This window comes from Zhenhengia yiwuensis, from assembly GCF_014384995.1.
GTDB classification, from domain to species: Bacteria; Bacillota; Clostridia; order Lachnospirales; family Cellulosilyticaceae; genus Zhenhengia; species Zhenhengia yiwuensis.
Genome location: NZ_JACRSY010000056.1, coordinates 1 through 12721, shown reverse-complemented (window position 1 = coordinate 12721; position 12721 = coordinate 1). Strand labels below are relative to the sequence as shown.

At 34.0% G+C, this 12721-nt stretch carries 21 protein-coding genes; 1 reads left to right on the top strand and 20 read right to left on the bottom strand.

All coding sequences use genetic code 11. The features are described 5' to 3' along the window. Window positions 1-404 precede the first annotated feature (404 nt). From H8718_RS18705 to H8718_RS18690, 4 genes are all read right to left on the bottom strand, one after another. A complete protein-coding gene (locus tag H8718_RS18705) occupies window positions 405-710 on the bottom strand; it encodes a hypothetical protein (RefSeq protein WP_249334473.1) in 306 nt (101 codons plus the stop codon). A 206-nt stretch (window positions 711-916) separates the two neighbouring features. After that, a complete protein-coding gene (locus tag H8718_RS18700) occupies window positions 917-1405 on the bottom strand; it encodes a hypothetical protein (protein ID WP_249334472.1) in 489 nt (162 codons plus the stop codon). Window positions 1406-1511: 106 nt separating this feature from the next. Further along, the gene (locus H8718_RS18695; protein WP_249334470.1) at window positions 1512-1649 is read right to left on the bottom strand and encodes a hypothetical protein; all 138 of its coding nucleotides are present in this window, start codon (window positions 1647-1649) and stop codon (window positions 1512-1514) included. 93 nt (window positions 1650-1742) lie between these two features. Further along, window positions 1743-2009: a hypothetical protein gene (locus tag H8718_RS18690; protein ID WP_249334468.1), complete on the bottom strand. Its 267-nt coding sequence runs from the start codon at window positions 2007-2009 to the stop codon at window positions 1743-1745. A 192-nt stretch (window positions 2010-2201) separates the two neighbouring features. On the opposite strand from H8718_RS18690, the gene H8718_RS18685 reads away from it, so the two are divergent. Further along, the gene (locus H8718_RS18685) at window positions 2202-2894 is read left to right on the top strand and encodes a 5'-methylthioadenosine/adenosylhomocysteine nucleosidase (RefSeq protein ID WP_249334467.1); all 693 of its coding nucleotides are present in this window, start codon (window positions 2202-2204) and stop codon (window positions 2892-2894) included. Window positions 2895-2898: 4 nt separating this feature from the next. Here the strand turns inward: H8718_RS18685 and H8718_RS18680 are convergent, their stop codons facing one another. From H8718_RS18680 to H8718_RS18605, 16 genes are all read right to left on the bottom strand, one after another. Next, on the bottom strand, window positions 2899-3231 hold the full coding sequence (locus tag H8718_RS18680) for an HNH endonuclease (protein WP_249334465.1): 333 nt from the start codon (window positions 3229-3231) through the stop codon (window positions 2899-2901). A gap of 51 nt (window positions 3232-3282) precedes the next feature. Beyond that, window positions 3283-3822, bottom strand: coding sequence for a hypothetical protein (locus H8718_RS18675; RefSeq protein ID WP_249334464.1), 540 nt, complete (start codon window positions 3820-3822; stop codon window positions 3283-3285). 215 nt (window positions 3823-4037) lie between these two features. Further along, the gene (locus H8718_RS18670; RefSeq protein WP_249334463.1) at window positions 4038-4502 is read right to left on the bottom strand and encodes a sigma-70 RNA polymerase sigma factor region 4 domain-containing protein; all 465 of its coding nucleotides are present in this window, start codon (window positions 4500-4502) and stop codon (window positions 4038-4040) included. Window positions 4503-4524: 22 nt separating this feature from the next. Next, a complete protein-coding gene (locus tag H8718_RS18665; protein WP_249334462.1) occupies window positions 4525-4839 on the bottom strand; it encodes a hypothetical protein in 315 nt (104 codons plus the stop codon). A 486-nt stretch (window positions 4840-5325) separates the two neighbouring features. Beyond that, the gene (locus H8718_RS18660) at window positions 5326-5712 is read right to left on the bottom strand and encodes a hypothetical protein (RefSeq protein WP_249334461.1); all 387 of its coding nucleotides are present in this window, start codon (window positions 5710-5712) and stop codon (window positions 5326-5328) included. A 40-nt stretch (window positions 5713-5752) separates the two neighbouring features. Then, a complete protein-coding gene (locus H8718_RS18655) occupies window positions 5753-6040 on the bottom strand; it encodes a hypothetical protein (RefSeq protein WP_249334460.1) in 288 nt (95 codons plus the stop codon). A gap of 320 nt (window positions 6041-6360) precedes the next feature. Continuing rightward, the gene (locus H8718_RS18650) at window positions 6361-7422 is read right to left on the bottom strand and encodes a DNA primase family protein (protein WP_249334459.1); all 1062 of its coding nucleotides are present in this window, start codon (window positions 7420-7422) and stop codon (window positions 6361-6363) included. Between the two features lie 87 nt (window positions 7423-7509). Then, complete coding sequence (locus H8718_RS18645; protein ID WP_249334458.1) at window positions 7510-7872, bottom strand: hypothetical protein; 363 nt, start codon at window positions 7870-7872, stop codon at window positions 7510-7512. Next, on the bottom strand, window positions 7872-8732 hold the full coding sequence (locus tag H8718_RS18640; protein WP_249334457.1) for a phage NrS-1 polymerase family protein: 861 nt from the start codon (window positions 8730-8732) through the stop codon (window positions 7872-7874). The genes H8718_RS18645 and H8718_RS18640 overlap by 1 nt, the downstream gene beginning before the upstream one ends. A 26-nt stretch (window positions 8733-8758) precedes the next feature. Further along, window positions 8759-9313: a hypothetical protein gene (locus tag H8718_RS18635; RefSeq protein ID WP_249334456.1), complete on the bottom strand. Its 555-nt coding sequence runs from the start codon at window positions 9311-9313 to the stop codon at window positions 8759-8761. A gap of 2 nt (window positions 9314-9315) precedes the next feature. Continuing rightward, window positions 9316-9840: an ERCC4 domain-containing protein gene (locus H8718_RS18630; protein ID WP_249334455.1), complete on the bottom strand. Its 525-nt coding sequence runs from the start codon at window positions 9838-9840 to the stop codon at window positions 9316-9318. Next, window positions 9841-10479 (bottom strand): AAA family ATPase, encoded by a 639-nt coding sequence (locus tag H8718_RS18625; RefSeq protein ID WP_249334454.1) that lies wholly within the window; start codon window positions 10477-10479, stop codon window positions 9841-9843. It lies immediately after the preceding gene. A 14-nt stretch (window positions 10480-10493) separates the two neighbouring features. Next, entirely contained in the window at window positions 10494-11021 is a 528-nt protein-coding gene (locus H8718_RS18620; protein WP_249334453.1) for a host-nuclease inhibitor Gam family protein, read from the bottom strand. Between the two features lie 5 nt (window positions 11022-11026). Next, window positions 11027-11218: a hypothetical protein gene (locus tag H8718_RS18615; RefSeq protein WP_249334452.1), complete on the bottom strand. Its 192-nt coding sequence runs from the start codon at window positions 11216-11218 to the stop codon at window positions 11027-11029. 16 nt (window positions 11219-11234) lie between these two features. Further along, complete coding sequence (locus H8718_RS18610) at window positions 11235-11426, bottom strand: helix-turn-helix domain-containing protein (RefSeq protein WP_249334451.1); 192 nt, start codon at window positions 11424-11426, stop codon at window positions 11235-11237. A 237-nt stretch (window positions 11427-11663) separates the two neighbouring features. Beyond that, on the bottom strand, window positions 11664-12581 hold the full coding sequence (locus H8718_RS18605; protein WP_249334450.1) for a tyrosine-type recombinase/integrase: 918 nt from the start codon (window positions 12579-12581) through the stop codon (window positions 11664-11666). Between the last annotated feature and the right edge of the window lie 140 nt (window positions 12582-12721).

The following is a 12721-nucleotide window of genomic DNA, read 5'->3' as shown; positions in this document are numbered from 1 at the left end:
TGTAATGGCTCATAAGATTAATCCTTTCAATAGTAGTCTTCGCAAACACTATTTTACTAGGATTTTCTCTTATGAGTCATATTTTTTTTAGGTGTTGCACTTAGATTGTAAATTCAAGATAGAAAAAGAGCCCTCTTCAATAGTGTTTTCCACACTACCAATCGGCTCTATCCTTTGGCATATCTAGTTTTATTCTATTTTCCACACATCATACCCTCAAAATTTTTCATTTTAGGCATTGTGTTTAAATGGTTGGGCCCTCGTGGTAGAGATACCCCTATATGCTAATATATTGGCTATAGGGGGGCTTATAGATTTCCCTATTAGATCTTCATATACTTCCCCCATCAAACTTATACTGACGATCTTTTAATACCTACTACCAATCTACCATACTACTATACTTACATTCTTACTAATGAAAAAATATAATGATTAAATTGTAGAATTCCCGCATATAGACCCAATCCAAAAGTAGCTATAAGAGTAATACCTAATACCAGCTCAAATTTTCCTTGTGTTTCTTTAAATTCATTAAGCTCTTTTAATCCCAAACCAAATGCAGTAATTCCTACCGCAATAGGAGTTAATCCTGGAATCGTTATATTAAAAAATACAGTAAGTGCTCCTGCTACAAGTGCTATTATTGCAGCAACAAGAGTAAGTATCTTTGTTCTCCCTTTCCATTCACTCATGTTAAAGTTAGACATCGACTTCTCCTCCCTAATAATATAAATTTATAATATTGAAATTATTATATCATTTAGGTAATCAATTGTATATTAAATTCAAACTAAGCCTTTTACCAGTCCACCACACTACTATCTCCCACCTGCAAATTTTCAAGTCCTACAAAGCACTACCACATTATCCAACTAAATAATTTTCAGCTAATAGATACACTGAAATTTACAAATTAGTTCGTAACATTGTTATCTATACTTCTTTGCCCAAATGCAATAAATAAATATGGCATTAGATTTTGAATGAAGACTCCCAACCAAAGATTTCCTGTCATTATTAATATAAGTTGGGAGATACCTCCACACCATTCATAAATTCTTGATAGGTACATAAAAGTAACACCTAATGGTCCAGTTGTTCCACCTAATATCCTTTGTATTAAGCTTATTATCATCTGAAAGACAACAATAATGGTAGCTGAAAAAAATATTTCTTTTCTCGTCATTTTACGCAAAAAGAACATTCCACCTAACAAAACAGTAGCTACAAAAACTCCTCCATATACTATCAGCATTCGTGTATTATCACTTGTGATTGTGCCATCTGGAAGTGTCACTATTGTAAGATGTCCAAACACATAAACGATCAAGTAAAAAGACACTATACCTGCAATCATGCAATATAGAGGAACTTTCCATAAATTATTCTTTCTACTATTCAAAATGCTACCTCCCTTTTTGATTTCAGTTAATCAAATTCTAATTTACCAATCCACCACATTACTATCTCCTATCTGCAAGTTACAAGTCCTACAAAGCACTACCACATTATCTTCTATTATTTTTAATATATGTATCAAGTGCAACATAGGCCTTTATTAGTACAAACACCATTAATATACCACATGCTAAGTCTGATGCAGCATTAATCGTTGTAAATATATCTATTATCCTAAATAAATTCATTTCATTTCCTCCCTAGTTTATAATTATAAGAACAGTATATACTATTTCATCATTTACCAATCTACCACACTACTATCTTTCCATTTTACAAAGTTATCTAAGCTTCTCACCACAAAATGGGCAATGTGTAATAGACTCCATTCTTCCATGCCTAACTCCAAAAGATTTTCCACAGTACGGACATCTCCAACATATAAAACTTATTGCTGCTGATACTACCATTAAACCTATTCCTATAAAGAATTGAGACATTACTACACTTTCTTTAGACTCATAGATAAATATAAAAGCAGAGGCTATAAAACCTAGTCCAAAGTACAATAGAAATAATGCTATTTTTCTCCATCTAAATATATTCATATAATCACGCTCCCTGTATAAGAACATTATATATCAATATTCAAATTATTTCATCTATTTCCAATCTACCTTACTACTATCCCCGACCTGTAAGTTACAAGTCCTACAAAGTACACTGTATTATTTTTAATATTTTACATTATTTTATTTGTATGATATAATTCCACAAATATCTATTGGGAGGAATTTATCATGAAAAGAGTTGGTATAATCTCTGCAATGTCTATTGAGATGAAACTTTTACTAGAAAATATGATACTTGAAAAAGAATTAAAAATCTGTGGTTTTCCCTTCTATGTTGGGGCAATTAATAATGTCCCAGTCATTTTAACTACTTGTAGCATAGGTAAAGTAAATGCTGCATGTTGTACACAGCTACTTATTTCTAATTTTAATGTAGATTACATTATTAATACAGGAATAGCTGGAGGAATATTTAATCAATTAAAATTGAAAGATATCGTAATATCTAGTGATGTAACCTATTTTGATGTGAGAAAAATTCAAATGCAAACTTGTTATCCTCATCAAGAAACTTTTCAAGCTTCTGAAGAACTTATTTCACTATCTAAAAAAGCATGTGAAGCAACTCTTCCTGATACCCAAAATTACTATGTAGGTCGCATAGCTACAGGTGATAATTTTATTTCTTCTCAATCTGCTAAAGAGAAAATTATGGATGAATTTTCACCTTATTGCGTTGAAATGGAAGGTGCAGCTATTGGGCATGTAGCATATCTTAATCAAGTGCCATTTGTTGTTATCAGAAGTATTTCAGATTTTGCTGATGATGCAGCAGAATCCACCTATGAAGAATTCGAAGCTATTACATCCCAACAATCAGCTAAAATCACTTTAAAAATACTAGAGCTACATAATAATTAACTCATCACCAATCCTTAATACTACTGCCTCCGACCTGTAAATTACAGGTCTGGCAGAGTACAGCCACATTCTCTTCATCCAATCTCAACTCAGGATAATCCTTAAATGACTTTATGTGATGTCCTTGCAAGTTATCCGTTACAATTAACTTCCACTTACTCCAGCACCTCTCACAATATGGTTGCTCTTTCACTTTCCTATTTCTAAGCTTCTGCCATGCATAAGAGGAATAAAAGCGTCTCTTTTCATCCGATACTTTCCTATTATACTTAGGTGTACACTCACACCTTTGTTTATGTAAAATGATACTTCCACATCTACTGCATACTTTCTTCATGGTGTTTTCTCCAAAATAAAAAGGCACATATAATTATGCACCTCTTAATTTTTATTCTTTTAATATACTAACGCTACTAAAAATTTTTTCTAGTCTTGTATAATCTTTATCAAATCCATCTGGCTTAATATATTGTCTTAGGGCTGCTATATTCCATTCACGATGAGGCTGCTCTATCCATTTCCCCCACTCACTTGGATATAAATAATTATTGAATTCTCTACAGTAAATTTCCAATGCCTCATGTATTCCATTTAATTGGTCTAAATGCTTTTGTTCTAACACACTATTTCTCAAGTTTTCTATCACATAAATTTCTTCCCATATACTTTGTCCTCTGCTATATACCACACGATCACCATACGCATCTAGTAATTTATCAAAGTAAACTTCTTCAGGTGTTCCTTGATATTCTGCACCTGGCTTTAGCTGGACAATATCTTCTATACATTGTTCTAATGCAACTAAAGTTTTCATATCACAAAGCTCTTCTTCATATTTTATTTTGCTGTTGTATAAATGTGCTGTTATCATTATGCCTGCAAGAAAACATATAATATTAATTCCTATGTTTAAAACGTACTTTTTCATTCTATCTCCCCTTACACCCTTATATCTATAGTTTAATTTAATTTAAAACTAAGTTCAATAAAAATACCCCCAGTATTTCTACTGAGGGCACCTTAAGGAATGTAAAACAAAAAATATTTAAGGGTGGAGTTAAATATGAAATTTAAGACACTATTATCTTAACACTTCTGATGTATCATTTATAAGTCAATTTTCTAATCATTTTTGTATCATTTTTATATCATTTTCGTATCACCTAGCACCAATAGTGGAATGAGCTTATCTTTTAAGGCGCCATTCTTTCTCCTATTAAACGTAGGTGTTGTAATATCGAGTATTTCACACACCCTATTGATGGAGTAATGCTTGAAATAACGCATTTCTACTAGCAATAATTCCTTTTCATTTAACACCTTTAAGGCATTCTCCACCTTTCTTACTTGTCTTTCTCTACGTCTTATGGCTTCTTTAAGGTGAAGAACCTTTTCTTCTAGTCTTTCCTCTCTATTAATGACTTCATCTTCCATACTGCTACTAAAGGCATACGTAGCACTTCCAGCTTTCTCATTAGGACTTGCTCCCCTGATGCCTATTATCTCTTGTATTTCCTCTAAATCTATTTGTAGGTTAGCTATCTCAGCCTTTAGTTTGGGTACTTCATATAAGATGCTTTCTACCTTTTTATAATCACTTTCTTTCACGCTGTCCCTCCTATGGTGTCTTTTACTTTAATAATTCTTCTATCAGTTCTAACACCTCAACTTCAATCACACTATTAAAACCTTCTTTGGCGAGCTGTTGCAACTTGTCCATAATCTCATGCAACTTCAGAAAATACTCCCATTCCCACTCACCTTCTTTATAAGCTTCTATAAGTTCGGCTTTCTCCTTCCTTGCCCTTGTTAAATCTATTTCACCTCTTTCGTATTGCTTGTATAAACCTCTTGAGGCAATATAATAGTTCTGTTTATAGGAGGCTAATCCTTGTGGCAATTCTTCGCCAGCTTTAGCCAATCTATCTAATTGTTTCATATCCATGTTGTCTCTCCTACTTATTGGTGCGCGCGATATATACCTTATTAAAAAACTAATTTCTGCAACTAATCCCCCTCAGAACGAATGCTTCGGCGCTAATCATTTTGTGTGGATATAAAGTCTTTTACCTAGCCTTCTCTATGACTAAAGTCTCCGAAAGCTTTGGGTATCAACCTTTTTCCACACTACCCTATTTATACTCCTATCAAGCCTTACTTTCACATAATGCTTCCTCTACACAAACCAACATTTTAGTTTTTTGTGGCTAGTTTGTCAGTTGGTTTTCACCTCAATCCATTGGTACTCTAAGGTTATAGTACTATATACAAACTAACAAACTATAAACTAGTACTTAAGATATATAACTTATAACATATATATTTTTTTATTTATGCATTATATATTTATTTAATAAAGTCTTTGAAAACGGTTGGTGTTAGTTTGTAGTTTGTAGAATCGCCCTCGCCCTTACTCTCCCAAAGGTTTTAGCTAACAACTAACCTTCAAACCATAAGCTTCATCTATCATTTTTATAATCCTAGTTTCAAATAGCTGCCTTGGATATGCCCTCTCTCTTTCTTGATAAGTTGCACCACAAGAAACATACCTTCCAAGTTCCAATAGGACTGCATTAACCACAGCCTCTTTGTTCAAGTGTATGACTTGCTTGTTGCTGGTTTTATTGCTCTTGCATAGGTACAAAGCATCTTCTACTACTTCCTTATCGTGCTCAGCCTGTGCTAGATCAATCTCTCCTGATTTATATTGGCTATATAACCCCCTCATAGCAACATAATAGCATCTCTCCTGTAGTGTTATCTTCTGTCTTATGGGCCTATTATTCTTTGCCAATCTATCAAGTGTTTTTATGTCCATACCAAATCTCCTCTCCTTCAATGAATCAAGTGATAGAATGCTACCTTTCTACTATTTTATCTACTTGCACACAATAAGTATTAATCCATTCATTGGTCTTCTTATCCTTATAGTTTTGCTCATATATTTCACCCATTACTACTACAAGTCTTCCCAATAAATTATCCACACTATTAAATAACATCACCAAGTCATCGCGATTAAATAAGGTTGCTGTAATCTTTTTAGTCTTACCTTTTACCTGATTAACCACAGTAAACTTTACTACCTGACTATTTCTAAAGATTATCTTCTCTATATATCCTTCAAAGTTAAGTCTATTTATCACGCTAAATCTTCCTCTCCATTAATCTTTTATTTTTAACCACACTTACCCCTCTATTCTCTCCTTGAAGCTATCGGCTACTTTTAGGGCATTTGGGGAAATCAGTATTTTTCCATTTATCCTCTCTATCCATTGAGGCTCATGCCCTCCACTACCTTAGGGCAAATAGGGCATCTTTTCTGAAGTTCTTATATATATTTATTACATCTCTATTATTATTTTTTATATTAATATAGAGTTCTATATTCCCTAAAACCTTATAACGCTTGATAATCAAAGGATTGCTTGGGGAATTTTCTTTCCCTACTTTGCCCTACCATGCCCTAAAATCCATCCTTATACCTTATCCCTCTATAATGATAGTAGCCATTGTACTTATTGCAAATTACTCCATTCTTTTCTGCTCTATCTACTATATTTTTCTTATCCAATCCATTAATGCCGTTGGCAATACAAAAGGAAGTATATCTTTCTTCAAACTCAGGCTTTGCAATTTTATCCCTCTTGTCACCTGTTATAATGCAGTACTCATTAATAAATCTAAATAAGCTGTCATTGCTCACTCTATATTGCTTATTAGCTTCTTTACTCCTTTCACTCTCAGTTAATACAAAGCTATTGTTCATAAGCCTTTTTAGTCCTTTCAATGCCCAAAGAATGATACCTTCTATTTCCTTTTCCATCTTTTCAAAAAGTCTATTATCCCTTTTTTCCTTGGGTATTACATTGTTACAAGGTATAATGAGAAACCGTTCAAACATATGACTTCCTTTATCATCCTTAATATAGGGCATTTCATTGCACGTAAAAGTTATACCCCCTTTAAATGCAAAAGAAAACGGATCTTTCCCTTTTAACTCTGCTTCAATAATGCCATCACCGGTTATGGCTTTAAATGTACTTCCATCTTCAATATTAGTGGCCTTTTGGTCATCAATAAGCACACACTTTTTTCCATATAATGCTCCAGCTCCAAAGCGAGCTGATAAGTCTTGAATAGATTTACTACATATATTATGAATACCTATTATTTGAGCTAACATCTTCAGCAATTTTGATTTACCTGTATTCCCTACAGCCCCACAAAGTGCAACTGACTTCTTACATAGGTTTGCATTATAATCAGAAATATTTAGCCCCATCCATTCCTGTAAACTATATGCCGAATCCGTATCGCCTGATACAAGTGTTGCTACAAATTGCTTCCATATTTTAGGTTCTTCTGCCTTTTCATTGTAGTTATATTGGATTTGATAAGTATGATTGTATTGTGGACTGTGTTTAATGAGTTGCCATGTTTGAGTATCTAAAATACCATTTTTGAAATTAATGAGGTGCTCATAAGTATTTAATTGATCATAACTAATAAAGTTGTTAGTGGACACTAAATCCTTATAGGTATCCTCCCATACTGTAGGTCTACGTATTTCAAGAGGAATGTATTCTTTAATTTTGGCTTTTACTTCACCAGCCTACATATGCTTGTAATACCCTTCTTCATACCAATAAATAAAGAATGTTTCACTCCCTTGTTTTTTAACAATATAATAATAGCTGTTATTCCTGATATACTCAGCCAATAAACTTGTATTAACCACTAATTTCCCATGCTTATTAGGCACTAGGTATGGGGCAGAATAGGGGTTAAACTTTCTGTTTATCTCTTCTGCCTTGCTTTTAAATACTTCCTCTTCCCCCCTTCTTATAGCTTCCTCCAATAGAAGCTTGTAATTTTTATCTCTCTCAGCTTTATCCTGTATATCTAAAAAGATGTACGTTTTATCCTCGTTAAAATCTAGCCTTGATAATTCAGGCTTTATCTCCTCTTGTTCCACTATCTCGCCTCCTCTTTATAATGATGTGGATTATAATAATCCCCATTGTATGTTCTCATGCATTTTCTGATAGTTAATTCACCGTACGTAGAACCACTTTGCTTCCTGTCCCATTTAGGCCTCATCAACGCACTGTCTCTAAAGAGTCTATCAATCTGTGTGGTATTACCACCTGTCCAGAAGATAAGATAGTCTACAAGTGCCATATCATCCCTTGAAGCATCTCCACTTCCCCACCCATAGTAATAGAGCGTATTAAATTTGGCCTGTTTACGTGCCTTCTCGAGGACTTCACTGTCTGAAAGGGCTTGAACTTGGCTATAAACTAGTTGTGTGGTAGAAATTCTTTTAGGTTCTTGGGTTTTCAAGTACTTCTCATAGAGAGGCTTAATGCTCTCTGTACAATCCCTAAGTGTGGTATAAGGCTCAATCACCTTCCCTGTTACTGTAAAGAATCGCCCTTTCTCGTAGCACTCAAAGTTGCCTTTTCTGCAAGCTCCCTGTGGCTTAGTGCCTTTACAAATGACATGGATACCCTTGCCGCTTGGTGAGACTTCGGCATAGCTGCCTAGTGTGGTTATAACTTCATTGACTATAGAATCTTTCAAGTCTACACCATCTATATCCACACCAAAGATGCCATCCCCCAACATAAAACCTAAGCCATCATAATGCGCTACGACACGCATAGCTGTATCATAATCACACCATGTACGAGGGTTATTACTTTGGGCCATGCCACCCGTTCTAGCATTAAAGGGCTTTTTGGTGTATTTACCTGTCTTTTCATCTAAGAACATTCTGTACAATACCCATCTGTTCATTTCTTTGAGTTCTTGTGGTACATCACTATAACGCACTCTCTCATCTCCTTTCTAGCTGTTTTCTAGAATGGTAAAGAATCATCTTCCCAATCTATCTGAGCCTCTACTACAGGTGTAGCTTGCTTTTTAAGTAGTACTGGCTTTGGAATAAGAGCAGTCTTGACACTTTCTGTATCTGTTGTATAGCGTAATGTGGTAAAGAATCCCGTATTCCCTTCAATCTCGTATTCCTTCTCACCAAAAATACCACCAAAGAGTTTGGCTCTCAGGTTGTGCTCATTCCAATCCCACTTATAGCCTGTATTGCTCTTTTCAATGTGGTGAATAAAAGTCTTGAAGTTCTTTTTAATTCGCTCATCCTTTTCACTGCCATCATCTTTAGGGCAAGTTAACCTATAAGTACCTTTCCACTTTTTATCACCTTTTTGCTTTTCATATTGCTCTAGATAAAAATTCTTATAAGGGCCTTCTGCAATATCAAAATGGATCACTACCACATTCCCCCAGCCATAAACCTCTTCATTTGCATCTATAATCTTACAAACATATGCACCAGCTGGTAGTTTTCTTTTTTCTCCTCCAACTTGTGTTGTTTCATATCCATTCCATTTCTTCATTTTTATAGCTCTCCTTTTCTTAATAATTCTCTTAAATAATGTTGTAACGTTCTATAAATAAAATCACCACTATAGGTGCTATTCTCTAAATACATAATCTTTAGGTCATATCTTGCTTCAAAGGCCTTCAGTGTTCCCATAAAAGACTGTGGTAGATATTTTGTGTTGTAGTTCTGCAGTAGAATATCCTCATACTTTGCATTCTCAATTAAAAGGTACATCTTCCCCATACCTTTTAGAAATTCACTCTCTATACGTTCTCTGCTTTGTGTAAAGTTACCACTTAGCTCATTTAGGTTAGCCTTACGTTCTATGACACATTTATCTTGGAGATAGACTGGTCTTTCTACGTGTGGGAGATGAACCTTGAGGGTGTAATCCCCAAAGTCCAGCTTTTCACAGACATATGGAATCTTTTTTGCAGTAAAATACTGAATAATATGTCCACATTTCTGCTCTCTTGTATCTACTACCACAGTAGCCTCTTTTAAGATTTCTTTGATTTCCTTATCCGAGTACCTAAACATCTAAAACTCCTCTAATACACGCAATACTGGCACAATATCGTTCTCTATCTCATCCTCTTCAAAGGCTCCAAAAGGTGTCTTGGCTGTAGAGTTCTTACTGTGGGTCTCAAAGATGTATCTACCATCCTTGCATTTTGCTAATAGAACCACATTAAACTTAGATTCAGGTACAAGCTTGTTCAGTTTCTTTCCTGTGGTCTTCATCCTTGTCCACATATAGCCATCCTCTGTGCATTCCGTTTCACTATGGGCTGTATAAATAATTGTTAGGTCATCTCGAAGGTCACACACTACATCCAAGATACTGTAGATATAGCTAGCAAGGTCTAGCCACTTATCAAAGTTCTTTTCTTTAGACCGTCTCATTTCTTCACCAATCATAATGCCATTCAAAGTATCTACCACAATATATTTAAGGCTACTTTTCTCACTAATGCCTTTCATCAGGGCTAATACCTTATTAGGATCATCTGTAGCAATATAGTTTTTATTCTGCGAGTTGTATTGCTGCCTAAAGCCTCTCCATGCACTTCCCTTTTTATCTGCATCAATATAATAAGTTTCCTTTGGGTCTAAATTCCTTAATGATGTGGTTTTACCAGCACCTGATTCACCTATAATACAAATTGCTTTTGCCATATCCCTTATCTCCTTTAATATTTAATTTCTAATTCTTCTAGCTTCATTATTGGGACTAGCCCTTCTATTTCAAGTGTTTCTCCTGTCTTAAAATCTACAATCCCATAATCTGTATCTACTAAATCCTTCTTAAAATCTCCCCACTTGAAACTTACAACTTCCTTTCTAGTAATTAGATCCTCTCTTTGATTAGCTATAGCCCATTCTAAGAGTTTACCTGTATCCTTTTCAAAATCAGGTCTTGGTTTCTTCACAACCACATCTGCATTAAGCAACTTTACTTTTCTTTGAGTCTTTGTCTCACTCTGTGGTACCTGTTCAAATAAGCCTCTTAAATGTGTTTTTAAGCTCTCTTGTTTTCTTATAAGACTGTACCTTTTATCTTCAAACTTATTCTTTAGTTGCTCTTGATGCAGCTTAAACATTTCTTCTAATTCAACAATCTGATAGTCTAGATCTTTAATATCCTCTACTAAGTTATCCATCTCTACTTTTAATTGAACGACTCTTTCATCCATTTCCACATTTAACTTTTTAGCCATATCCCTTATCTCCCTATCTCTACTTCTTTAAGTTTTTTATATTTAATTGCATATTGCATAGCTAATACATCTTCTTCACATAGGCATTCTAATATTTCCTCTAGCAACTCTTCATATCTTTCGATTCTCCACTTGATGATTGTGTTTTCTAATGCTAAATCTTCCTTATCATTGATTAAGTTAAATAATGCTTCCATTCCTTCGCCTCCTGTATTATGCAAATAAGTATTCAATATCTAAGTCTGGAAAAAATATTTCTTTAATTTGCTTAGCCTCATTAAACGTAAAATCACTTTTACCATTCATTTTAAAAGAGATAGTGGCTTCTCTCACATTTAATGCTTTTGCAATGTCTTTAGCTCGAATTGAGTTTCTTCCCATCTCAGCTTTTAGATTTCTAAACATTTTTGATACCTCCATTTCTATCTTGCGAAAGTGTGTTGCTGTCCTTCGCTACAAAAACATAATAAAATGAATTTTTGACATAGGAATGAGGCCTTTTTAAGGCTTTTATGAGGCCTTTATGAAGCCAATATGAGGCTTTTGTGAGGCTTTTATGAACTATTTATGAATAAAGTGTAAATGGAGAAAATGGGCAAAAAAAATAGGCCAGTATAAGGCCTGACCTAAATATATTCATAGTTACTTCAAATTCATAAGTGGCGAAGTTTTAATGCTCATATCTAGAACTTGTTCATCTTGTATAGATTGTAAATAGCGCTTTGTAATGGTGATATCTTCATGTCCCAATAATCTACTTACAGAATAGACATCTAAACCATTTCTAAGTTGAGCTTGGGCATAATAGTGTCTACAAGTATGTGGCGAACATCTAATATCTCTCCTAACCTTAGCTCTTTCTCCAGCTATCCTAACAACACGCTCAACGGCTTCAATAGTTAGTGGTTTTGCTCTATAAGATAAAAAATAATACTCAAAAAGCTGCCCATGTTCTTTAAAATAAAAATCTCTTATACTAGCATATTTTAGCATTACCTTTTTTAAAAAAGGAGATAAGGGTACCAAGCGCTCTTTATACCCTTTACCAAAAATTAAGATACTCTCTTCTTTTACATCCTGAATTTTGATAGCACAGAGTTCAGCATTTCTTATCCCTGTATCAAGCAATAAAGCTACAATACACTTATTGCGAGCTTCCATATAGCTATTATAAGAAAAGCTTGATATCATAGATCTTACTTCTGAATCTGTAAAGGTTTTTATAATAACTTTATCCTCTCTTTGAAATTTAACCCTCTTGGCAATATTCATATTAATATATTCCTCATCTACAGCATAATTAAAATATGAGACAAGGCATTTAAGAATAGAATTGACATAGGTTGCCTTCCTACCTTTTGCACTCTGATATTTAATATAAGATTTGATATGAGTTACTAGAATATCTTCTATTTCTGTAATACTGTACTCAAGCTCTAACCAAGTCAAGAATAAATTAACATTATTCCTATAACTTTTCTTCGTTCGTTCTGAATAATTTTTAATTGTAATTTCTAATAAAAATTCATTTAAAATCATTTTTGCATGGCGAATTGTCAAGTTAAGTGCAACACCTTTTCGTAATATACTTCATAGGGTGTTTTCCAGTTTAAGCATTTACGAGGTCGTTTATTTAACTCTAATACTTTTTCTTGAATGACATTATCGGGAGTATCCGTTATATCCATATTTTTAGGAAA